Origin of the sequence: Streptomyces longhuiensis (genome assembly GCF_020616555.1) — a bacterium.
Classification (GTDB): Bacteria; Actinomycetota; Actinomycetes; order Streptomycetales; family Streptomycetaceae; genus Streptomyces; species Streptomyces longhuiensis.
Genome location: NZ_CP085173.1, coordinates 998,160 through 1,020,157, shown reverse-complemented (window position 1 = coordinate 1,020,157; position 21,998 = coordinate 998,160). Strand labels below are relative to the sequence as shown.

19 protein-coding genes and 2 pseudogenes are annotated in these 21,998 nt (G+C 70.0%); 16 read left to right on the top strand and 5 right to left on the bottom strand.

Annotated features, from left to right (window positions below):
* Positions 1–140: 140 nt before the first annotated feature.
* Entirely contained in the window at positions 141–1,616 is a 1,476-nt protein-coding gene (locus LGI35_RS04815) for an amino acid permease (protein WP_227292651.1), read from the bottom strand.
* Positions 1,617–1,759: 143 nt separating this feature from the next.
* On the opposite strand from LGI35_RS04815, the gene LGI35_RS04810 reads away from it, so the two are divergent.
* Positions 1,760–2,590, top strand: coding sequence for an IclR family transcriptional regulator (locus LGI35_RS04810; protein WP_227292650.1), 831 nt, complete (start codon positions 1,760–1,762; stop codon positions 2,588–2,590).
* 12 nt (positions 2,591–2,602) lie between these two features.
* On the opposite strand, the gene hutC is transcribed toward LGI35_RS04810, so the two are convergent.
* Positions 2,603–3,352, bottom strand: coding sequence for a histidine utilization repressor (hutC, locus tag LGI35_RS04805; protein ID WP_227300199.1), 750 nt, complete (start codon positions 3,350–3,352; stop codon positions 2,603–2,605).
* A 234-nt stretch (positions 3,353–3,586) separates the two neighbouring features.
* Here hutC and hutU point away from each other — a divergent pair, with 234 nt between their 5' ends.
* From hutU to LGI35_RS04780, 5 genes and pseudogenes are all read left to right on the top strand, one after another.
* Positions 3,587–5,266 carry a urocanate hydratase gene (hutU, locus tag LGI35_RS04800; RefSeq protein WP_227292649.1) on the top strand — a complete coding sequence of 560 codons (1,680 nt, stop codon included), beginning with the start codon at positions 3,587–3,589 and terminating at the stop codon, positions 5,264–5,266.
* Positions 5,263–6,249, top strand: coding sequence for a formimidoylglutamase (hutG, locus tag LGI35_RS04795; RefSeq protein ID WP_227292648.1), 987 nt, complete (start codon positions 5,263–5,265; stop codon positions 6,247–6,249). The genes hutU and hutG overlap by 4 nt, the downstream gene beginning before the upstream one ends.
* Before the next feature lie 199 nt (positions 6,250–6,448).
* Positions 6,449–7,329: pseudogene (locus LGI35_RS04790) on the top strand (alpha/beta fold hydrolase).
* A 392-nt stretch (positions 7,330–7,721) separates the two neighbouring features.
* Positions 7,722–7,904, top strand: coding sequence for a hypothetical protein (locus tag LGI35_RS04785; protein ID WP_227292647.1), 183 nt, complete (start codon positions 7,722–7,724; stop codon positions 7,902–7,904).
* 154 nt (positions 7,905–8,058) lie between these two features.
* A complete protein-coding gene (locus LGI35_RS04780; RefSeq protein WP_227292646.1) occupies positions 8,059–8,841 on the top strand; it encodes a hypothetical protein in 783 nt (260 codons plus the stop codon).
* Positions 8,842–8,905: 64 nt separating this feature from the next.
* Here the strand turns inward: LGI35_RS04780 and LGI35_RS04775 are convergent, their stop codons facing one another.
* A complete protein-coding gene (locus tag LGI35_RS04775; protein ID WP_227292645.1) occupies positions 8,906–9,655 on the bottom strand; it encodes a TioE family transcriptional regulator in 750 nt (249 codons plus the stop codon).
* Positions 9,656–9,723: 68 nt separating this feature from the next.
* Here LGI35_RS04775 and LGI35_RS04770 point away from each other — a divergent pair, with 68 nt between their 5' ends.
* Entirely contained in the window at positions 9,724–10,926 is a 1,203-nt protein-coding gene (locus LGI35_RS04770; protein WP_227292644.1) for an erythromycin esterase family protein, read from the top strand.
* Between the two features lie 195 nt (positions 10,927–11,121).
* On the opposite strand, the gene LGI35_RS04765 is transcribed toward LGI35_RS04770, so the two are convergent.
* Positions 11,122–11,700: a TetR/AcrR family transcriptional regulator gene (locus LGI35_RS04765; RefSeq protein WP_227292643.1), complete on the bottom strand. Its 579-nt coding sequence runs from the start codon at positions 11,698–11,700 to the stop codon at positions 11,122–11,124.
* A 46-nt stretch (positions 11,701–11,746) separates the two neighbouring features.
* Between LGI35_RS04765 and LGI35_RS04760 the strand changes: the two are divergent.
* Positions 11,747–12,250, top strand: a pseudogene (locus LGI35_RS04760) (GNAT family N-acetyltransferase); the annotation flags it as partial.
* 7 nt (positions 12,251–12,257) lie between these two features.
* On the opposite strand, the gene LGI35_RS04755 reads toward LGI35_RS04760, so the two are convergent.
* Positions 12,258–12,620: an Lrp/AsnC family transcriptional regulator gene (locus LGI35_RS04755; protein ID WP_227292641.1), complete on the bottom strand. Its 363-nt coding sequence runs from the start codon at positions 12,618–12,620 to the stop codon at positions 12,258–12,260.
* Between LGI35_RS04755 and LGI35_RS46365 the strand changes: the two genes are divergently transcribed.
* The 8 genes from LGI35_RS46365 to LGI35_RS04720 all read left to right on the top strand — a co-directional run bounded on the left by LGI35_RS46365 (position 12,538) and on the right by LGI35_RS04720 (position 21,932).
* Positions 12,538–12,990, top strand: a complete 453-nt coding sequence (locus LGI35_RS46365) for an ABC transporter permease (protein WP_323182979.1) — start codon at positions 12,538–12,540, stop codon at positions 12,988–12,990. The genes LGI35_RS04755 and LGI35_RS46365 overlap by 83 nt on opposite strands.
* Positions 12,991–13,165: 175 nt before the next feature.
* The gene (locus LGI35_RS04750) at positions 13,166–14,641 is read left to right on the top strand and encodes an amidohydrolase family protein (RefSeq protein WP_264484664.1); all 1,476 of its coding nucleotides are present in this window, start codon (positions 13,166–13,168) and stop codon (positions 14,639–14,641) included.
* A complete protein-coding gene (locus LGI35_RS04745; protein ID WP_227292639.1) occupies positions 14,638–15,750 on the top strand; it encodes a M20 family metallopeptidase in 1,113 nt (370 codons plus the stop codon). Before LGI35_RS04750 ends, LGI35_RS04745 begins: the two co-directional genes overlap by 4 nt.
* Positions 15,751–15,931: 181 nt before the next feature.
* Entirely contained in the window at positions 15,932–16,732 is an 801-nt protein-coding gene (locus LGI35_RS04740; RefSeq protein ID WP_227292638.1) for a GNAT family N-acetyltransferase, read from the top strand.
* Positions 16,729–17,835 (top strand): o-succinylbenzoate synthase, encoded by a 1,107-nt coding sequence (gene menC, locus LGI35_RS04735; RefSeq protein WP_227292637.1) that lies wholly within the window; start codon positions 16,729–16,731, stop codon positions 17,833–17,835. Before LGI35_RS04740 ends, menC begins: the two co-directional genes overlap by 4 nt.
* A 142-nt stretch (positions 17,836–17,977) precedes the next feature.
* The gene (locus tag LGI35_RS04730; protein WP_227292636.1) at positions 17,978–19,567 is read left to right on the top strand and encodes a PucR family transcriptional regulator; all 1,590 of its coding nucleotides are present in this window, start codon (positions 17,978–17,980) and stop codon (positions 19,565–19,567) included.
* Positions 19,568–19,707: 140 nt separating this feature from the next.
* On the top strand, positions 19,708–20,964 hold the full coding sequence (locus LGI35_RS04725) for an MFS transporter (RefSeq protein ID WP_227292635.1): 1,257 nt from the start codon (positions 19,708–19,710) through the stop codon (positions 20,962–20,964).
* A 74-nt stretch (positions 20,965–21,038) separates the two neighbouring features.
* Positions 21,039–21,932, top strand: coding sequence for a serine hydrolase (locus LGI35_RS04720; RefSeq protein WP_227292634.1), 894 nt, complete (start codon positions 21,039–21,041; stop codon positions 21,930–21,932).
* Positions 21,933–21,998 lie beyond the last annotated feature (66 nt).

Genomic DNA, 21,998 nt, shown 5'->3' with positions numbered 1-21,998 from the left:
GTTACTGTCTGGGATCCCAGACAGTTGCGCATGCAGCGGGATCTCGCCCTGATCACGGGCTCGGCGGCGGCCTCCGCCTCACGCAGAAAGGGCCGGCGGAACCGTCGCTCTCGCGGTTCCGCCGGCCCTTTCTGTCGCCGTTATCGCTGGTGCACGGGCTCCGTCCCGGCCCTGGCGTCATCCTCGTCCGAGGGCTCCCGGCCTTCGGCGGACTCGTTCTCGTACGGGACCTGCGGTGCGGTGTCGGCCGCTGCCGCCCGGCGGGCCCGGGGGCGCAGCCAGAGGTAGTACACGCACGTCATCAGGGCCAGCCACACCCCGCCGACGACCAGCGCGATCCGGGTGCTGTCCGAGAACGCGAGGAGCACCACGACGCAGACCATGAAGGTGATGGTGATGATCTGGCCGTAGGGCCAGAACGGCGCCGGGTACTTCAGCGCGGCGACCTCCTGCGCGGACATCCTGCGGCGCGCGCTGACCTGGGACAGCAGGATCATCAGCCAGACCCACACCGTGGCGAAGGTCGCGATCGAGGCGATGACGAGGAACACCCGCTCGGGCATGAGGTAGTTCAGGAGCACGCCGAAGAGGAGTGCGCCGATCATGATGACGACGGTCATCCACGGCACGCCGTTGCGGGACAGGCGGCGCATGACGGACGGCGCCTGGTTGCGCTCGGCCATGCCGTACATGATGCGTCCGGCGGCGAAGATGTTGCTGTTGATCGCGGACAGGGCCGCGATGATGACCACGACGTTCAGCACGGTGGCCGCGGAGGCGACGCCGATGCCGGCGAAGATCTCGACGAACGGGCTGCCCTTCGCGCCGATGTGCTCCCACGGGTTGAGCGACATGAGGACCGCGAGCGTCAGCACGTAGAAGAGCACGATGCGGATCGGGATGGAGTTCACGGCGCTCGGAATGGTCTTCTCCGGGTTCTGCGCCTCGCCGGCGGTGACGCCGATGATCTCCGTGCCACCGAAGGCGAACATCACCACGGCGAAGGACAGGACCAGGCCCCGGACGTCGTTGGGCATGAACCCGCCGTTGCTCCACAGGTTCGAGACGCCCGCGTCGCCGTTGCCGCCGAAGCCGAAGACGATGATCGCAAGGCCGGCGAGGATCATCGCGATGATGGCGACGACCTTGGCGAAGGAGAGCCAGAACTCCAGCTCACCGAAGACCTTGACGCTGAACAGGTTCATCGCGCCGATGATGCCGACGGCCGCGAGGAGCCAGATCCACCGTGGCACGTCCGGGAACCAGAAGCTCATGTAGACGCCGAGCGCCGTGATGTCCGCGAGACAGACGAAGACCATTTCGAGGGCGTACGTCCAGCCGGTGAGGAAACCCGGCAGCGGTCCGAGGTACTTTGTGGCGTATTCGCCGAAGGATCCGGCGCACGGGCTGCTCACCGCCATCTCGCCCAGCGAGCGCAGGACGAGGAAGACCGCGGCGCCACCGATCAGATAGGCCAGCAGGACGGCGGGCCCCGCCGCCTTGATGGACTCCGAGGAGCCGTAGAACAGGCCGGTCCCGATGGCGGAACCCAGGGCGATGAAGCGTATGTGCCGGGACTTGAGTCCGCGTTGCAGGGACGTGGTGTCGGTGGACAAAACAGGTCCTCCTTGGGAACGCCGGGTTCCGGGTGAGGTGGCGGGGCTGAATCACATGCCGGTCGACGGCGTTCGTCAGCACTCCCGCATGACGAAGGCCCTTGTATATTCCTGTATATACAGATGAGTCAAGAGGTGGACCAATGGGTGAACGGACAACGGCGTCCAGTGCCTCGCCCGCCGTCGGACGCGCGCTGGACATCCTGCTGCACCTCGCCGGACGCTCGGGTCCCGTCCAGGCCGCGGCCCTGGCCCGCGAACTCGACATCCCCAGATCGTCCGCGTACCACGTCCTCTCGGTCCTGGTGGACCGCGGCTTCGTCACCTACCTCCCCAAGGAGCAGGCGTACGGTCTCGGGGTCGCGTCCTTCGAGATCGGCTCGGCCTATCTGCGCCACGAACCGCTGGAGCGCCTCGCGCGCCCCATCCTGCGCACCGCCTCGGCACGTCTGGGCCAGACCGTGCACCTGGGCATCGTCCACGGCGCGGAGACCGTCTACCTGCTCAAGGAACGGCCGCCGTCGAACCGGTCCGGTGACGCGGACATCTCCCTCGTCACCGACGTCGGCGTCCGGCTGCCCGCCCACCTGACGGCCAACGGGCGCGCCCTTCTCGCCCACGTGTCCCCGGCACAGGTGCGGGCTCTCTTCCCCCGGCAGGCGGATCTCATCACGCGTACCGGCAAAGGACCCCGCTCGCTGTCGGAACTCCTCGACCTGCTGGCCCGCGACCGCGCCCGCGGCTGGTCGGAGGAGGTCGAGCTGGTCTCCGAGGGCTTCTGGTCGCTGGGCGTCGCGGCCTTCGACCACAACGAACGGCCCGTCGCCGCACTCAGCAGCACCTGGCAACGGCACTACAGCAGGCACGACACCGACCACGTCCGCGAGGTCCTGGAGCAGGGGGCCGCACGACTGACGGCCGCGATGTCCGGCCGACGCCCGACCGCGAAACCAGCCCCCACCCGGGCACGTTGACGGCAGCCCGGCTCAGTGGGCGTCGAACGTCCCCACCAGGCGGTACCGGGACCCGGGGTGGATCAGCCGGGCGACGCTCACGACGGCATCCCCGGACCAGGTGCGGCGCTGGATGAGCAGACACGGTTCGGACGGGCCGATGCCGAGGATCTCGCACTCCTCGGCGGACGGCAGGACCGCCTCGACGATGTGCTCGCCCTTGCCCAGCGGGGCGACCTCGGACAGGAACGTGAACGGCGTACCCGCGGTGAAGTCCTGGTCGAGATAGCCGGGGGCGAAGTCCGGGTGGACGTAGCGGTCCTCCAACTGGACCGCCGCACCGTCCTCCAGGTGCACGACGCGTGAGCGGAACGCGCTGCGCCGCCCGTCGAGGCCGAGCTGTGCGCTGATCTCGGGGTCGGGGAGCTCCTCGCGCAGGGACAGCACCCTGGCCGAGTAGCCATGCCCGCGGTCCCGGACCTCGTCGGCGATGTTGTGCACCCCGGCCAGCGCGGAACTGCTCTTGCGCCGCGCCACGAACGTGCCCACGCCCATGACGCGTCGGAGCAGCCCGTCGGCGCTCAGCTCGCGCAGGGCGCGGTTGACCGTCATACGGGACAGGCCCAGCGACTCGACGAACTGGCTCTCCGAGGGAAGCGCCTCACCCTCGCGCCAGCGCCCACCCGCGATCTCCGCGGCCACGAGGTCCTTGATCCGCTGATAGGCCGGGGCGGAACCGGGCGTCTGCCGCGCATAGAGCCGGGCGATCTCCGCAGCCTCCACGACCAAGCCGTCCACCGTCCTCGTACCCCATGGATCCGTCGCGCCACATTCGCGAACACCACGGCAATCCTAGGCGAGGCGGCCCGCACGGAACCCGCGCCCCTGAGCGCCCCACGTCACCGGCAATCAGTGACGTTCTCGGATCCGAGAATGTCGGCGGCCGCTGCTGGAACGCGTCCGGCGCCTCGCCTGTCATGGAACACGCAACCGCTCCGCCATCGACCAGGAGAGAACATGACCGGCGTTTCCCCCGAGTCCCGCCACATCCGCGCCCCCCGTGGCAGTGAACTCAACTGCCTCGGCTGGCAGCAGGAGGGCGCCCTGCGCATGCTCATGAACAACCTCGACCCCGAGGTCGCCGAGCACCCCGAAGACCTGGTCGTCTACGGCGGAACCGGCAAGGCCGCACGCGACTGGGCGTCCTTCGATGCGATCGTGCGCACCCTCAAGACGCTCAAGGACGACGAGACGATGCTGGTGCAGTCCGGCAAGCCCGTCGGCGTCATGCGCACCAGCGAGTGGGCGCCGCGCGTCCTGCTCGCCAACTCCAACCTGGTCGGCGACTGGGCCAACTGGGAGGAGTTCCGCTCCCTCGAGGCCCGCGGCCTGACCATGTACGGGCAGATGACCGCCGGCTCGTGGATCTACATCGGCAGCCAGGGCATCCTGCAGGGCACCTACGAGACCTTCGGCGCGGTCGCCCGCAAGAAGTTCAACGGCACCCTCGCGGGCACCATCACCCTGACCGCCGGTCTCGGCGGCATGGGCGGCGCCCAGCCCCTCGCGGTGACGATGAACGACGGCGTCGCGATCTGCGTCGACGTCGACCCCACCCGCATCGAGCGCCGCATCGCCCACCGCTACCTCGACGTCGCCGCCGACGACCTGGACCACGCGCTGAGCCTCGCCATCGAGGCCAAGGAGGCCCGCCGCCCGCTGTCCATCGGCCTCACCGGCAACGCCGCCGAGGTGTTCCCCCAGCTCCTCGAGAGGGGCGCGCCGATCGACATCGTGACCGACCAGACCTCCGCGCACGACCCGCTGGCCTACCTCCCCGTGGGCGTCAGCGTCGAGGAGTGGCACGAGCAGGCCCGCAAGGACCCCGCCGACTTCACCCGCCGTTCCCGCGAGTCGATGGCCCGCCACGTCGAGGCCATGGTCGGCTTCCTCGACGCCGGAGCCGAGGTATTCGACTACGGCAACTCGATCCGCGACGAGGCCCGCAAGGCCGGCTACCAGCGCGCCTTCGACTTCCCCGGCTTCGTCCCCGCCCACATCCGGCCGCTGTTCGAAGAGGGCCTCGGCCCCTTCCGGTGGGCGGCCCTGTCCGGTGACCCCAAGGACATCGAGGCCACCGACCGCGCGATCATGGAGCTCTTCCCCGAGAACCAGCACCTGCACCGCTGGCTCAAGATGGCCGCCGAGCGTGTCGAGTTCGAGGGCCTGCCCGCCCGCATCTGCTGGCTGGGCTACGGCGAACGCCACCGCGCCGGCGTCAAGTTCAACGAGATGGTCGCGAGCGGCGAGCTGTCCGCCCCGCTCGCCATCGGCCGCGACCACCTCGACTCCGGCTCGGTCGCCTCGCCGTACCGCGAGACCGAGTCGATGCTCGACGGCTCCGACGCCATCGCCGACTGGCCGCTGCTCAACGCCCTGGTGAACACCTCCTCCGGCGCCTCCTGGGTGTCCATCCACCACGGCGGCGGCGTCGGCATGGGCCGCTCCATCCACGCGGGTCAGGTCTGCATCGCCGACGGCACCGAACTCGCCGCGCAGAAGCTGTCGCGCGTGCTCACCAACGACCCCGGCATGGGCGTCATCCGCCACGTCGACGCCGGCTACGAGCATGCCGCCTCCGTGGCACAGGACCGCGGCGTGCGCATCCCTATGGCCGAGGGGGACGACCCCCGGTGAGTGCTGTCGCCGCGGTCGAACTCACGGTGGACGTGCCTCCCGAACGCTGGCACGGCCGGGACGACGGCCCCGGGAGCGAGCACCTGCGCTGGCACCACGCGATCAGCACCGGCACCGGCGCCCCGGGGCCGTGGGACGCCGCGTTCGTCGGCTTCCGCTCCGACGAGGGCGTACGCCGCAACAAGGGCCGCCAGGGCGCGGCGAACGGTCCACGCGAACTGCGGGCCGCCCTCGCCTCGATGGCCCTGCCCGCCCCGCTGACCGCGCTCGACGCCGGAGACATCGAAGTCAGCGACGGAGAACTGGAGTTGGGCCACCACCGCCTCGGGCAGGTCGTCGGCCCCCTCGTCGACCGAGGTGTTCCCGTCGTGATCCTCGGCGGCGGCCACGAGGTGGCGTACGGCACGTACCTGGGCCTCGTCTCCACCCGGGCCGTCCAGGCCGGCGGGCGGCTCGGAGTGCTCAACCTCGACGCGCACTTCGACCTCCGTGACGACGTGCGCGCGAGCTCGGGAACGCCGTTCCTGCAGATGGCGCAGAGCGAGGAACGGCGCGGACACCGGCTCAACTACCGGGTCCTCGGCATCAGCCAGCCGAGCAACACCGCGCATCTGTTCCACACCGCCGACCGGCTCGGCGTGCGCTACCTGCCGGACACCGAGTGCGGTGTGCTCAACCTCCCGGCGGTCGACGCCTTCACGGACGAGTTCATCGACAGCCATGACGTGCTGCACCTCAGCATCGACCTCGATGTGCTCCCGGCCGCAGTGGCCCCCGGCGTCAGCGCCCCGGCCGCCCACGGCGTGCAGATGGAGATCATCGAGCACGTCTGCGCCAAGGTGGCGGCAAGCGCAAAGCCGCTCGTGGTCGACGTCGCGGAACTCAACCCGGACCTCGACACCGACCACCGCACCGCCCGAGCGGGCGCCCGCCTGATCCACCGCATCCTGACGACACACCACGCGAGGACCACGAAGGTCTGACGACACACATCACCGACCGCACGGCCAGGGCCCGTGGCAGGGGGAGCATTGCGCACCCTCGGCCATGGGCCATGGGCCACGGGCCAGGGGTGCTGGGCGCGAGGGGTCGGTGTGCGGTGTGGAGGGCATCGACACCGCCAATATCCGGCGGCCGATATTCCACATGCGCGGCGACACTCGATGCTGGGAAGATCCCGGCATGCCACTTGTCGAAGTCTCGCCCGGAATGTCCCTCGCGTACGAGACGTTCGGTGATCCCGCCGACCCGCCCGTCCTGCTGGTGATGGGGTTCGGCGCCCAGATGATCGCCTGGCACGAGGACTTCTGCCGTGCGCTGGCCGACCGGGGCCGTTACGTGATCCGCTACGACAACCGCGACTGCGGGCTGTCCACCACGTTCGACGAGCACCCCGTGGACATGGGCCGGTTCATCGCGGCTGTGAGCTCGGGAGACATTGCCTCCGCGCTCGCCATGATCCCGTACACGTTGACGGACATGGCAGCCGACGGCCTCGACCTGCTCACCGCGCTCGGCATCGAAGGCGCCCACGTGGTCGGGACCTCGATGGGCGGAATGATCGCCCAGAAGATGGCCATCACCCAGCCCACCCGGGTCCTGACCCTGACGTCGATGATGTCCTCGACCGGCGAACCGAATACGGCCGGTCCGACCCCGAGGCCCAAGCGGTACTCCTGAGCCCGAAGCCGGCGGACCGCGAGGGATACGTCGCAGCGGCGGATCGCGAACTGGTGTGGGCGTCCAGGCGATACGGCGACGCCGCACTCCTTCGCGAGCTGGCTGCCGAAAGTTATGACCGCGCCTACTGTCCGGCGGGTGTCGGGCGCCAACTCGGAGCGATGATCCTCGACGGCTCGCGTACGGAGGCGCTCCGGACCCTGGGGGTGCCAACCCTGGTGATCCACGGCTTGGACGACACGCTGATCGCCCCGAGCGGAGGCGAACGCACCGCGGAACTCGTACCCGGAGCGAAGCTCCTGCTGATCCCCGACATGGGCCACGACCGCCCGCGCGAACTCTGGCCCGAGATCATCGACGCGGTGGAGGCGCACACGGCCTGAGCGCCGCGGACTGGCGCCTCGAACAGGGGCCCGGGCGCTTCCCGGGGTCGGGAGACCGGAAGGCTTGTGCCGTCTCCCGCTCTGTCATCCATCCTGGGCCCGCCCAGGGCCCGGTCCCGTCGGCCCGGGCCTCAGCTCCGCCGTCGCCCGAATCCTGATCCGGCAGACCGGCGAGTACCGTCCGGCGATGTTCCAGCCGCCACCGCACGGAATGCGCCAGGCGAGCGAGTGGGGATGTCCGCCTCTGGACAGCCCTCTCAGGTGGCACGGCGTATCGGCACTGAGTGACCGATGGCTTCAACAATCGCGACAGGTCCAAGATGCATCCCTTGGGCCGTCGGCGTTTACTGATGTCCACTGCCCCAGAACCGGCTGATCGCTGGAGGACGAGCGTGGCCCCGCTGACCGTTTCGAAGTTCGACGCGTCCCGCAGCGCCGAAGCGGTCGAGGCCACGCTGCTGCGGTTGCGGAAGCAAGAACTGACCAAGGTTCGAGACGCGACGGTCGTCAGCCGGCCGCAGGACGCGATGAAACCGAAACCACCCCGTGCCAGACTCGCGATCAGTACCCCCTGACACCGCTCCGGGGCTGTCGCCCGCACGGTGGCTCCTCAGGGCGACACTCCACGATCCGGAGTGCCTTCCCGAGACCCTGGCCGCCTTCGCGGTGCGGCGGTTCGGGCCGACCGCCGCTCGCTCGGTCGCCCGTATCAAGAAGGACCACCCGGACATGGATGCGACGGGGCTCCGCGCACTGGTGATTGCCAAGGGGTGGCGTGCCACCGTGTCCGAGGGCGCCTTCGTCGGAGGACCGTTCCTGATTTTCGTACCGGTCGCGTTCTGCGCCGCGCTGCTCCGCCAGGCCCGTACGGTTCTGGAGCTGGCCGCGCTGAAAGGCGGCGATCCCACGGCCGACGACCGCGCCGCCGAACTCCTCGTCCTCCAAGGCGTGCACGAGAACGTCGGCCAGGCCCGGGACGCCCTCGCGGCCTGTCACCGGAAACCGGCGGCGACCGGCAAGCGATCCGCGCTACGGCGTCCCGCTGTGCTGTGGTACCTGACCCTGCGCATGGCTCGCGTGCTGGGACTGCTCACCGCGTCCGAGCGCACCGGCTGGTCACACAGGCTGGTGCAGGCATGTCGATGGGTCCTGTTGGGGCTGGTGTTCGTGGTGGGGATCGTCGCCCCCCTGATCTGGATGCCCTACATGGCGATGTCGTACCACCAGGCCACCACCCGACTGACAGACCGGGCCACAGCCTTCTACTTCACCGATTCCGCGCCGGTCTCCCGGCGGCGGCCGCACCTCGACCCCTCCCTGATCGCCGGCGCCGCCCGCACCCTTCTCTCTCTGCTGGTGCCGGTCGTCCTGGTCGTGGCCACCCTCTTGACGGGCGTGCGGATCGCCGACAGCAGCTGGCCGGTCGTGGGCATCGTCCTGTTCATCGCTTCCGTCGCGGTCGGCGCGGTGTGGCACTGGCGCCGGCGCGGCCGCAGGAAATCCGGCGGATGACAGAGGGCGGGAAGCCGTCCTGAGCGCACTGGTCCTGGCTTCTCTTCGGACGCCGACCGAAGCCTCAGCCGCGTGCGCGGAGGTACGCCTCCAGCTCTGCGGCTCCGGTCAGCATGGCCCGCCCGCGGGCTGACAGCCGGCCGTGCCAGTCACGCAGTGCGGCCTCCAGCGGCTCAAGTCCGCCGGCCGCCCGAACCTGGGCGATCAACGGGGCGATCTGCTCCAGCAGGTAGCCGCCCCGCCTGAGTTGATGGGCGAGGCGGGCGTCCCGTACGTCGGCGTCGTCGTAGACGCGGTATCCGGTTCGCGGGTCGCGGCGCGGGCGCACCAGCCCCGCGCCCTCCCACTTGCGCAACGTCGCGGGGCGGATTCCCAGCTTCCCGGCCAGCGGCCCGATGAACGTGCCGTCGGGCCCGGATACCGCGGCCGACTCGGAACCCGCACCGGGCCCGGGCGCCGTGGTGGGCTCCAGGTCGCCCAGTGCGCGTTTCACGGCCTGGAGGGTCCGGCGGTCGTCGAGGAGCTGGGCGTGGCTCTCGTCGATGAGGCGGAACGCCTCCTCGTCCGTGCCCTGATTCACCGCCCGCATGATCGACGTCGCCGTCCGGTGGCCGTGGCCGGGCAGCAGGGCCAGGAACGCGCGCAGGGCTCCCGCGTGCAGTGACGTGTAGGTGCGGTAGCCGTGAGGTGTGCGACGGGCGGCCGGAAGGATGCCGGCCTCCTCGTAGTTCCTGATCGCCTGTGTGGACAGACCGTGCTCGCGTGCCAGATCGACCGGCCTGAGCCGCACACGGCTTTGAAGGTTCGGTCCCATGAGCCCGCCAGCTCCTGCAGATATCGCGGAAAAGTTTCAATCGGAAGTACAACGATAGCGTTTAAGGCATGGCTACTGACATCAAGGACACCGCCCACCCCCTGGAGGCGACTGCCCTCATGGGGCTGCTCCCGGCCCGGCCGCGGATGCTCGCTCTGGGGGAGCCCACCCACGGTGAGGACGCGCTGCTCGACCTGCGCAACGAGCTCTTCCGGCAACTCGTGGAGCAGGAGGGCTACCGGACGATCGCGATCGAGAGCGACTGCATGATGGGCCTGGTCGTGGACGACTACGTCACCACGGGCCGGGGCACCCTCGACGAAGTCATGGAGCACGGCTTCAGCCACGGCTGGGGCGCGTCAGCGGCCAACCGCGAGCTCGTACGCTGGATGCGCGCCCACAACGACGGCCGGCCCGCGGCCGAGCGGCTCCGCTTCGCCGGCTTCGACGGCCCGCTGGAGATCACCGGCGCCGCGAGCCCCCGGCAGGCCCTCACCGCACTGCACGGCTGCCTTTCGGCCCGGGTGGAAGGCGACCTGCTTCCGTGCACGGCGGAAACGCTCGACCGCCTGCTCGGCGCCGACGACCGGTGGACCAGTCCCGCGGCGATGATGGACCCGGCCGAGTCAGTGGGGCGGTCTGCCGAGGCGAAGGAGCTGCGGCTGCTCGCCGACGATCTGGTGGCGCTGCTCGACGAGCAGACGCCGCACATCATCACGGCGACATCGAAAGACGACTGGGACCGGGCGCGCCTGTACGGTCGCACCGCAACGGGCCTGCTGCGCTACCACTTCTGGATGGCCGACACCTCACCGAGCCGCATGACACGGCTCGTCGGCCTGCGGGATTCGATGATGGCCGCCAACCTCCTCGCCCTCGCCGAACGGGACCCGGCACTGATCCACGCCCACAACGGCCACCTTCAGCGGGACAAGAGCTCGATGCGGATGGGCGGCCGGCCGGTGGAGTGGTGGAGCGCCGGCGCGCTCGTGAGCTCTCGTCTGGGTGAGGGGTACGCCTTCGTGGCCACGGCCCTCGGCACGATCCGGCACCAAGGGGTGGACACCCCGCCCACGGACACCGTCGAAGGTCACCTCTACGCGCTTCCCGAGGATCGCTACGTCGTCGACGCCCACCGGCTGGCCGCCGCCCTCGGCGACACACAGCCGGCCCCCCGCGTGTCCCCCTACTACGGCTACGCCCCACTCGACCCCGCCCACCTGGCCGCATACGACGGGATCGTGTACGTCAGGGACGTCCCGCAGAGCTGACGTCAGCAACGACAGGGCCGGCGTCAGCACGGACCCGATCGAGGCGGCGGCGCCGACAGTCGGTTCGGACGCCTCGAACGCGGCATGAACGGCCGGTTCGAACTCGGCCTGACTGCACGGCCGGTGGCGATGACCACGGCACGTTGCCCTGAAACAGGGCCACTGCGGCCACCGTGTGCCCGGAACCGGCCCGTGTCACCCCAGCGCGGTCAGCTGATGGTGGACCGCCGCGGTGGTGCGCGCGGTCTCGCCCGTGGCGAGCAGGTCCAGCATCGCGCCCCGCAGGACTGCGAGTACGACCGTGCGCTGGGTGCGAGCGGCCTCGGTGTCACGTAGCGCGGCGGCTTGGCCGGAGGCGAGCAGGGCCAGCCAGTCGCTGACCGTGTCGCGGGCGAAACCGGCCCACGGCCCGTCGGGTTCGATGAGGGAACGGGCGTAGCTCTCGACCCACAGCGTCAGGAGTCCTCGGTGGGCCTCGTCGGAAAGCCATCGCCACAGCTCCCGGGCGATCGGCTGGAGCCCCACGGACTCGTCCCGCGACTCGGCGACCTGCTGCATGTGTGCCAGTTCGTCGGCTCTGGCCCGGGCGAGCAGGGCGCGGATCAGGCCGTCCTTGCTGCCGAACAGGTAGAGCAGTACGCGCGGGCTGGAGTGGATCTCTTCGGCCAGCGGACGCAGGGACAGCTCGCCCAGGCCGCTGCGCAGGGCATAGGCGTACGCCGCTTCCAGCAGTTCCTGCCGGCGCGGGGAGGGGGTTGGTTCGGATCGGCTCACCGGGTTAGTCTACTGAAACAGTCGTTTCAGTCGGCGAAGGTACCGGGAGTGGGTCGACATGGCAGAGCATGAAGTGGCGATCCGGCCGCTGGACCGACCCGGCGACCTGGGCTGGGTGGTGATGGCGCACGGCGAGTTCTACAACCGGGAGTTCGGCTGGGACACCGGCTTCGAGGCGCTGGTCAGCCGGATCGTCGCCGACTACGCCGAGGGGAAGGAACCCGGTCCGCAGGCGGCCTGGATCGCCGAGGTCGACGGGGTGCGGGCCGGCTGCGTCTTCTGCGTCCGCCACGACGACCGGACGGCGAAGCTGCGCCTGCTGCTCGTCGACCCGAACGCGCGCGGCCTCGGGCTGGGAGCCCGCCTGGTCGATGAGTGCCTGCAGTTCGCGCGGGAAGCCGGATACGAGGCGATCACCCTGTGGACCAACGACGTGCTCGGGTCGGCCCGGCGCATCTACCAGAAGCACGGCTTCGAACTCGTCGCCGAAGAGCCCCATCGCAGCTTCGGCCAGGACCTGGTCGGCCAGACCTGGCAGCGCGGTCTGTAGGAAGGCGTCAGGGGTTGGACTTGGCGTTCTTCATGGTGAGGTGGGATTCGAGCCGGAGAACGCAAGGCAGGCCGCTGAGCTTGCCGGTGAGGAAGCCTTCGTAGGCGGCGTGGTCGGCCACGGCGACGCGGAGGAAGTAGTCGGGGCGGCCGAACAGGCGCCGGAACTCGATGACTTCCTCATACCACGAGCCGGTCTCCTCGAACTCCTCGAACGTCTTGTGGTCGGTGGCGCTGACCTCCACGTCGACGAGGACTTCCAGCCCGCGGCCGAGCGCTACGGGGTCGATGACGGCCCGGTATCCGCTGATGACGCCGGCCTCCTCCAGCCGCTTGACCCGGCGCGGGCGCGGGGTGGGGTCAGGCGTCATGGCCGCGGTCCTCGGCGGCTTCGCCGCCATCGCCGCAGCCGGCACCCTCGTCCTGACCGTCCTCGACCGTCGACGTGAGGTGGGTCTGCCTCGGTTGTCCGGCACCACCCGGGGCCAGGTGCGGAACATGATGCGCTGGGAAGCGCTCCTGGTGGCCGCCACCGGTCTCCTGCTCGGCGCGCCGGCATCGCCTGGACCACGCTCACCCCTCACCCGCGGCCCCTCCGGCGCCCGCACTTCGTATCCCCGCCGGCGCGGCGGTCGCCTTGGTGGCAGGCACCGTCCTCCTCGGCCTGGCCGCCACCGGTCTGCCCACGCGTGCGCTGCTTCGCAGCCACTCCACGGAAGTTGGCGGGCCGGACGCCAGTAGCCGCTCACGTTCGGCCCGGGGCAGCCGCGTTGCTCCGGGCCGGGTTCGTCGGCGTGCATGAACAGGCCGCCACGGATTCGTCGGCATGGACCAACAGAGGTGCCTGATCCCTCTCCTAGGGTCGCACTGGAGACCAGCTGGTACTCCGGTGCGTCCTCGACGAGGAGACGAAAGCATGCAGACACTTTTGCGTGGCGGCCGTGTCATTGATCCGGGAACAGGGTTCGACGGCATCGCCGACGTCCTCGTGTCCGACGGCGTGGTGAGGGCTGTCGCCGCGGGGCTCGACGCGCCACCGGGATGCGAGGTCATTGACGTCACGGGGTTGGTCGTCGGTCCGGGCTTCGTCGACCTGCACAGCCACGTGCACTCCATCGCGGGGCAGCGGCTGCAGGCCATGGACGGTGTGACGACGGCCCTCGACCTGGAATCGGGCCTCATGCCCATCGGGCGTGCGTACGCCGAGGCCGCCGCGGACGGACGCCCGCTGCACTACGGCTTCTCCGCCTCTTGGGGTGGCGCCCGGGCCCAGGTGCTCGCCGGCATCCAGCCCGACGCACAGATCGGGAGCGGCCTCGCGGTGCTTGGAAACCACGCATGGCAGCGCTCCTCCACCGATCGTGAACTCGCCGCGTGGCTGGACCTGATCGAGGGTGAACTGGCCGCCGGAGCGCTCGGTATCGGAGTCCTCCTCGGGTACGCGCCGCACAGTGAGCCGGCCGAGTTCCTCGCCGTCGCCCGGCTTGCCGCGAAGGCCGGTGTGCCGACGTACACCCACGTCCGTGAGCTGGTCGAGGTGGATCCCGGCACTCCGGCAGACGGCTCCGAGGAGATCGTCATCGCCGCGGCCGAGACCGGCGCCGCGATGCACCACTGCCATGTCAACAGCACGTCGGGCCACCACATCGACCGGGTACTCCGAGCGTTGGACGGTTCACGGCGGTCGGGATCCCGTGTGACGGTCGAGGCCTACCCGTACGGGGCGGGCAGCACGGCGATCGGTGCGGCCTTCCTCGACGCCGAACGGCTGCGGATGAAGGGCCTGTCCCCGTCCAGCGTCGTGATGCTCGAATCGGGGGAACGCATCGCCGACGCGGGGCGCCTACGGCAGTTGCGCAACAGTGACCCCGGAGCGCCCTGCATTCTGGAGTTCCTCGACGAGGGCAACCCGCGCGATCTCGCGATGCTGCACCAGGCGTTGACCTTCCCGGACGCCATCGTCGCCAGTGACGCGATGCCGGTCTACTGGCCCGACGGCAGCAACGACACCACCGAGTGGCCGCTGCCGCCCGGGGGAACGACGCACCCGCGCACCGCGGGAACGTTCACCAAGACGCTGCGCGTGATGGTGCGGGAGAGCGGCGCCTGGGACTGGCCGGAGGCGTTCCGGCGCTGTGCCCACCTGCCGGCGCGAGTCCTCGACGACGTGGCGCCGGGCGCTCGGGCGAAGGGACACCTCGGCGTCGGCGCGGACGCGGACATTGTCGTACTCGATCCGGTGACGATCACCGATTGCGCGACCTATTTCGACTCCACGCGGCCGTCCGTGGGCGTGCGGCACTTGTTCGTCGGTGGTGTCCCGGTGGTCAGCGCGGGGGAGCTTCAGGCCGACGCGCTTGCCGGACAGCCGCTGCGAGGTGAGCCGCGATGACGGCGACGCGTGCCGAAGCGACGGTGGAGGCGCTCCTCGCCGACGTCGAGACCCTGGTGCGGTGCGAGTCGCCGTCGTCCGACCACGAAGCCGTCGCTCGCAGCGCAGACGTCGTGGCGGCGCTGGGGCGCAGGCTGCTGGACGCGGAACCGGATCGCGTGGTGATCGACGGGTGTACGCATCTGAGGTGGCGGTTCGGCGAGGCGCCGCGTGTGCTGCTGCTGGGCCACCACGACACCGTGTGGCCCACCGGATCGCTGGAGACGCACCCGTATTCCGTCCTGGACGGAGTGCTGCGCGGGCCGGGCTGCTTCGACATGAAGGCGGGCATCGTGATGGCGTTGCACGCCGCCGCGGCCGCCGGGAACCGGTCGGGTCTTTCGGTCCTCGTCACCGGTGACGAGGAGATCGGCTCCCCGTCGTCGCGGCGCCTGATCGAGGAAGAGGCTCGCGGCTGCGACGCGGTCTTCGTGCTGGAGGCATCGGCCGACGGCGGAGCGCTCAAGTGCCGTCGCAAGGGTGTCTCCCTGTACCGGATTGACGTGGACGGCCGGGCCGCGCACGCCGGGCTCGAGCCGGAGAAGGGTGTGAACGCCGGGGTGGAGGTGGCGCACCAGATCCTCGCCGTCGCCGCACTCGCCGATCCCGAACGGGGTACGACCGTCGTGCCGACGGCCCTGTCCGCCGGCACCACGACCAACACCGTTCCCGCCCATGCCGGCGTGGCGGTCGACGTACGTGTGTGGTACGAGGCGGAACAGCGGCGGGTCGATCAGGCCGTGCGGGACCTCCGGCCCGTACTCGACGGCTCGCGGATCCGGATCTCGGGTGGAATCAACCGCCCGCCGCTGCAGGAGGACGCGTCCTCGGGGCTGTTCGACCTCGCCGCGACGCTCGCCGGCGAACTCGGCCTCGGAACCCTCACCGCCGCCGCTGTCGGCGGTGCCTCGGACGGAAACTTCACCGCAGGCCTTGGGGTCCCCACCCTCGACGGCCTCGGCGCCGTGGGCGGCGGCGCGCACGCGGACGACGAACACGTCGTCGTCGCCGAACTGCCGAGGCGCACCGCCCTGCTGACCGCCCTGATCGACGCCGTGTTGGCGAAATGAGCTCCGTGCGCCACGACGAACGCGGCGGACCACCCTGGTGCGGCACCACGGTGGCCCGCCCGGTAAGCCCGGAAAGGACAGTCCCGTGACCGATCTTGCGACACATGAGTCAGGTCTGGTTTCCCCGGCCGTGAGCGCAGCCGCGCTGGGCGCCGCGTCCGCCGCGGCCGCCGCCTCACATGTGGACATCCGGGCCCTGACCGAGGTGTCGGACCTGACCGAGGTCTGCCGGCTCTTCGCCTCGATCTGGCAGCCGGGCGCCGGTGCCCAACCGGTGACGACCGAGCTGCTGCGGGCGATGGCCGCGGCAGGGAACTACGTCGCGGGGGCGTATGAAGGAGACGAGCTTCTGGGAGCCTGCCTCGGCTTCTTCGGCAGCCCGGCCAAGGCGAGCCTGCACAGCCACATCGCCGGGGTCGCGCCGCGAGGTCTCGGCCGGGGGATCGGGTTTGCCCTCAAACTGCACCAGCGCGCCTGGGCGTTGCGCCAGCACGTCTCGCTGATCACCTGGACTTTCGATCCCCTGGTGCGGCGGAACGCGCATTTCAACCTGGCCAAGCTCGGCGCCGATCCGGCGCGCTACCTGCCCGACTTCTACGGGCCGATGCGCGATGGCATCAACGGCGCCGGTGACACCGACCGGCTGATGGTCCGTTGGAACCTTCCGGGCCCGGCGGCCTCCGCCGCTTCGCTCGGCGAGCCCGCCCGGCTCGACGCCGCCGCGCTGCGAGAGCGCGGTGCGGCAGCCGCCCTGTCGGTCGCACCTGACGGGGGACCGCTGACCGCAGTGGCGGACGGACCGGTCGTGCTGGTCGGCGTGCCGCCGGACATCGAGACACTCCGGCGTACGGACCCGAGTCAGGGCCAGGCGTGGCGCGTGGCGCTGCGGGAGGTGTTGGGAGGCCTGATGGCGGAGGAAGCCAGGGTCATCGGATTCGATCGTGCCGGATGGTACGTGGTCTCAAGGGAGAAGTCGTCATGAAGCCCAGTGGTGTGGAACTTCTGCGTGTCCAGATGCCGTTGGTGGCACCGTTCCGGACGTCGTTCGGTACGCAGAACGTACGGGAACTGCTGCTCGTACGCGTCGTGACGCCGAACGGTGAGGGCTGGGGCGAGTGCGTCACCATGGGAGGGCCGCTCTACTCCTCGGAATACGTCGACGGCGCCGAACACGTGCTGCGGAACTTCCTGGTCCCGGCCCTGATGGAGGTGGGTGAGGTCACCGCGAGCCGAGTCGCGCCCCTTTTGGCCAGATTCAAGGGTCACCGGATGGCGAAGGCCGCGCTCGAAATGGCCGTGCTCGACGCCGAACTGCGAGCGCACGACCTGTCCTTCGCCGCCGCGCTCGGGTCCACACGGGACTCCGTTCCATGCGGGGTCTCGGTCGGCATCATGGACTCAGTACCCCAACTCCTGGACGTCGTAGGCGGCTATCTCGACGCCGGCTATGTGCGGATCAAGCTGAAGATCGAACCCGGTTGGGACGTCGAGCCGGTGCGAGCGGTGAGGGAGCGCTTCGGCGACGATGTGCTGCTTCAGGTCGACGCCAACACGGCGTACACCCTGTCCGACGTGTCCCAGCTCGCCCGTCTGGACCCCTTCGAGCTCCTTCTCATCGAGCAGCCCCTGGACGAGGAGGACCTCCTGGGCCACGCCGAGCTGGCTCGTCGCATCCGCACGCCGGTCTGCCTCGACGAGTCGATCGTGTCCGCCCGTTCTGCTGCCGACGCGATCACGCTCGGCGCCTGTCGCATCGTGAACATCAAGCCCGGCCGGGTCGGCGGATACCTCGAGGCACGGCGGGTGCACGACGTCTGCGCCGCCCACGGGATCCCCGTGTGGTGCGGTGGCATGATCGAGACCGGGCTCGGGCGGGCGGCCAACGTCGCGCTCGCCTCGCTGCCCGGGTTCACCCTGCCCGGAGACACCTCGGCGTCGGACCGGTTCTACAAGACCGACATCACCGAACCGTTCGTCCTGCAGGACGGACACTTGCCGGTGCCCCAGGGGCCGGGTCTCGGTGTCACGCCGATTCCCGACCTACTGGCGGAGGTCACCACCTCGACGGTGTGGCTCGGTTCGTAGTACGCGACGAATTCGCCGTGAAATCCGGTCGGATCGGACCAACAGGTTCCGGTGCGACCGGAGTTACCTTTGTGCGGTGCTGACACCGACGTCTGGCAAGCCACACACAAGCCTGGCGCGCGTTCTCGAGGACCTCGGGGACGTGTTGCTGGAGTCGATCGCCGGCGGCGGGAGCACGCGCCGGCAACTGAGCGGCGTAGTCATCCACGACCCGCTCGACGAGGCGCAGTTCCCCGCGCAGGCCGTCGTCCTCGGTGTGGGGATCCACGAACCGGACGACGTGGTCCGCCTCCTGTACGACCTCGGCCGCAAGGGCGCGGCGGCGCTCGTCGTCCGGTCACCGTTCACAGCGACCGTGGAAATCCGGCGGGCCGCCGACGAGTCCGGCGTCGCCCTGCTCGGACTCACCCGCGGAGCCTCCTGGGCGCAGGTCGCCGCCATGCTCCGCACCCTGCTCGTCGAGGGAGACATCGGCGACATCTCACCGCAGACGCTGGGCGGCATGCCGTCCGGCGATCTGTTCGCGCTGGCCAATGCCGTGGCCGCGCTGCTGGACGCGCCGGTCACCATCGAGGACCGCAGCTCACGGGTGCTCGCCTTCTCCGGCCGCCAGGACGAGGCCGACCAGTCCCGCGTGGAGACGATCCTGGGCCGCCAGGTCCCGGAACGGTTCACCCTCGGCCTGGCGCGCAACGGCGTCTTCGACCGACTTCATCGCGGCCATGCGCCCGTGTACGTCGATCCGCTCCACGACGAGTCGATGACCGTGCCCCGGGTGGCGCTCGCGGTACGGGCCGGCGACGAGATCCTCGGCTCGATCTGGGCGGCCGTGCCCGGGCCCTTGTCCAAGGAGCGGACGCAGGCCCTGATCGACGCCGGCAAGCTGGTCGCACTCCACATGCTGCGTCTGCGCGCGGGCGCCGACGTCGAACGCCGACTGCGGGCCGACCTGGTGAGCACCGCACTCGAAGGCGGCAAGGGAGCACCGGAGGCGATTGCGCGGCTCGGGCTCGTGGGACAGCCCGCGATCGTTCTGGCCCTGGGGCTGTTCGGCGGTTCGGACGCCGATCCGTCGACGGAGGACGGTCTGCGCCGGGTCGCGGACCGCCAGCGGGTCGCGGACGCGCTGGCCATGCACCTGAGTGCGGTCCAGGCGCGCTCGGCCGTGGCACTGGTGGGCGACGTGGCCTACGGCATCGTGCCGATGCCGGGGAGCCAGGCGGACTGCCAGGAACGGTCGATCCGCGTCGCGTCGACCTTCCTCGAACGCACCGGGCAGCGCGTGGACGCGGCGATCGGCATCGGCCCGCCCGCTCTCGACGGCTCCGTGCTCAGCCGCTCGCGTGACGGCGCGGACCGGGCACTGAGAGTGCTGCTCGCCCACGGGGGCGCCCGGCGCGTGGCCACGGCGGAGGAGGTCCACGTCGACGCACTCATGCTGGACCTCGCCGATCTGGCCGCCGCGCGCGGGGACGTGGCGACCGGGCCCGTCGCCCGCCTGCTCGACTACGACGCCCGCCACCAGTCGCAGCTCGTCCACACACTCTCGTGCTGGCTGGACGCCTTCGGTGACGTGGCCGCCGCGTCCGCCGCGGCCTACGTGCACCCCAACACTTTCCGGTACCGGCTGCGACGGGTCGCGGAGGTCGGTGAGATCAATCTGGACGACCCCGGTGAGCGGTTCGCGGCGATGCTGCAACTCCGGCTCCACCCGGCCCACCACTGCGAGTAGAAGCCGGACACCGCAACGGGACAACGTTCGTCCGCCTCGCCCGAACACCACCTCAAGGTTTGTGGAACTCCACGAACCCGCTGCGTCACCTGATGTCCAGGATGGGCCATCAAACCCGACGCAGCCGTACGGAGGTAACCATGACCGCGGTGGTCACCGAGGACACCTGGACACCTAAGCGCGTCAACCGGACAGCAACGATCACGATGGTGGTCATGCTGTGCGCCTGGTCGATCGACTACATCGACCGCTTCTCCATCAGCATGGCTCTGCCGTCGATCGGAGAGGAGTTCCATCTCGGCAAGACCGCGCAGGGCTCGCTGGTCACCGTCTTCGCGCTGGTCTACATGATCTGCCAGATACCGGCAGGCTACCTGGCCGACCGGTACGGCTCCCGCAGACCGATGCTGATCACGCTTTTGCTGTGGTCGCTGTTCACCGCGCTGACCGGGATGGCCGGCACCTTCGGTCTGCTCCTGCTGTTCCGTGGCCTGTTCGGTGCCTGTCAGGGCGCCTTCCCGGCGGCGTCGTTCAAAGCCATCGCGGAACGGACGACACCGGAGAGACGGGGGACCGCCACGAGTGTGATGCTGTCCGCCAGTGGGATCGCCGGCCTTGCGCCCCTGCTCGTCGCCCCGCTGCTGACGGGCATCGGCTGGCGGCACACCTTCCTGTGGATGGCGGGTTGCGGCGCGGCCATCGGCATCGGTCTGTGGGCGCTCCTGCCCAAGGCGTTGCCGGACCGGCTCAGCCGGCTCCCGCGAACGACGGTGACGACGCCCGAAGTCTCGCGTGGACAAGTACTCAAATCCTCGGCGGTGTGGAAGTTCGCGGTGCTGTTCTGCGCGATGAACATGCTCAGCTACGGCCTCGTCACCTGGGTGCCCAGCTATCTGCTCGAGGCCAGACACCTGTCGCTGAACGAGACCGGGGTGCTGTCGGCGATCCCGAGTCTGGTGGGCTTCGCGACGACCATCTTCGGCGGCTGGCTGTTCGACCGGTACTTCCATGACAAGGCCAGGTGGTACCTGGTGTCCATCGCGACGGTGACCGCGGTCCTGCTCGTCCTGATGGTGTCGGCGGACAGCGCGGTGACGTTCACTCTCTACGAGACCTTGGCCGTCGGAGTGTTCGGGATGGCGACGATGTGCGTCTTCGGCCTTCCGCTGCGCGTGCTTCCCACGGCGGTGGCCGGCCTGGGCTCCGGGATGACGAACTTCGGCGGCCAGGTCGCCGGCGTGATCGCGCCGCTGGCGATGGGCTGGCTGGCGGACGCGTTCTCCTACACCGCCGCGTTCGGCTTCCTGATCTGCACCACGCTGCTCACCGCGGTGATCGCGTTCTGGGTCCCGCAGCGAGCCGAACAGTTCAACTTCCCGCCGACCGCCACGAAGTAGCCGGCCGGCGCACCCGACGGACAGATCCAGTCCGGACAGAAACTCCACCCTCGACAGACAGAAGGTATCGCCCCATGGTCACCGAATCGGAACTGGTCGGGACAATCACCGGCCGGGCGGCGGAAGTCGGCGTCCAGGTCCGGCTGCACGCGGCGGATCTGGACAGCCCACGACAGGTGGGCATCGACGCCGACGAGCCGGTGGTCACCGCGTCCGTGTTCAAGGTCCCCGTAGCGGTGGAACTTGCCCGGCAGGCGGCCGACGGTGAACTCGACCTCGCCGAGCGGATCACGGTGCCGCCAGGACATCCGACCGCCAGTCCGTACGGCCTCGCGACGTTCCTCCACGACGTCACGATGTCCTGGTACGACCTGGCCGTCCTGATGATCGGCATCAGCGACAACGTCGCCACGGACCTGATCCTCGGGAAGGTGGGAAAGGCCGCGGTGGCCGAGACGCTGCGTCGACTCGGCCTCCCGCAGACGGCCGTCCCCCATGACTGCGGGGACCTGTTGCGCACGATCGGGGAGGACCTCGGGATCGACTACCAGGACGACGAACGGATCCTGGCCGCGATGCCTGCCGAACAACTCGCCAAGCTGCGCGCGTTGACACCCGAAGAGACCTGCCGGACCACCGCCGCGGAGAGCACCCGCCTGCTGGGCCTGATCTGGCGTGACGAAGCGGCGCCCGCGGCGGCATGCGCCGACGTCCGGCGCTGGCTGGAACTGCAGGTGTGGCCGCACCGGCTGCGCTCCGGCTTCGCGGACGACGACGTCACGATCAGCGGCAAGACCGGCACGCTGCCCTCACTGCGCAACGAGATCGGCGTGGTGGAGTACCCGGACGGTGGCCGGTACGCGGTCGGCGTCTTCACCAGGGCCGTCGACGCCCGTTCGAGGGTTCCCGAGCGTGACGCCTTCATCGGGTTCGCGGCCGCCCAGGCGGTGGACTGGCTCAGGCGGTAACCGATACCGGCGGCCCGGTGTTTCGTCGGCCACGATGAAGGTTTCGCCAGTTCTCGTCGTTTCTCA

What these genes read in the sequence shown, in the direction of transcription:
- LGI35_RS04750 (WP_264484664.1), top strand. Translation starts at nt 13,166, where the DNA reads ATGCAGACACTTTTGCGTGGCGGCCGTGTCATTGATCCGGGAACAGGG.
- LGI35_RS04725 (WP_227292635.1), top strand. Translation starts at nt 19,708, where the DNA reads ATGACCGCGGTGGTCACCGAGGACACCTGGACACCTAAGCGCGTCAAC.
- LGI35_RS04745 (WP_227292639.1), top strand. Translation starts at nt 14,638, where the DNA reads ATGACGGCGACGCGTGCCGAAGCGACGGTGGAGGCGCTCCTCGCCGAC.
- LGI35_RS04755 (WP_227292641.1), bottom strand. Translation starts at nt 12,620, where the DNA reads ATGACGCCTGACCCCACCCCGCGCCCGCGCCGGGTCAAGCGGCTGGAG.
- hutU (WP_227292649.1), top strand. Translation starts at nt 3,587, where the DNA reads ATGACCGGCGTTTCCCCCGAGTCCCGCCACATCCGCGCCCCCCGTGGC.
- LGI35_RS04780 (WP_227292646.1), top strand. Translation starts at nt 8,059, where the DNA reads ATGGATGCGACGGGGCTCCGCGCACTGGTGATTGCCAAGGGGTGGCGT.
- menC (WP_227292637.1), top strand. Translation starts at nt 16,729, where the DNA reads ATGAAGCCCAGTGGTGTGGAACTTCTGCGTGTCCAGATGCCGTTGGTG.
- LGI35_RS04720 (WP_227292634.1), top strand. Translation starts at nt 21,039, where the DNA reads ATGGTCACCGAATCGGAACTGGTCGGGACAATCACCGGCCGGGCGGCG.
- LGI35_RS04770 (WP_227292644.1), top strand. Translation starts at nt 9,724, where the DNA reads ATGGCTACTGACATCAAGGACACCGCCCACCCCCTGGAGGCGACTGCC.
- LGI35_RS04810 (WP_227292650.1), top strand. Translation starts at nt 1,760, where the DNA reads ATGGGTGAACGGACAACGGCGTCCAGTGCCTCGCCCGCCGTCGGACGC.
- LGI35_RS04775 (WP_227292645.1), bottom strand. Translation starts at nt 9,655, where the DNA reads ATGGGACCGAACCTTCAAAGCCGTGTGCGGCTCAGGCCGGTCGATCTG.
- LGI35_RS46365 (WP_323182979.1), top strand. Translation starts at nt 12,538, where the DNA reads ATGACGGCCCGGTATCCGCTGATGACGCCGGCCTCCTCCAGCCGCTTG.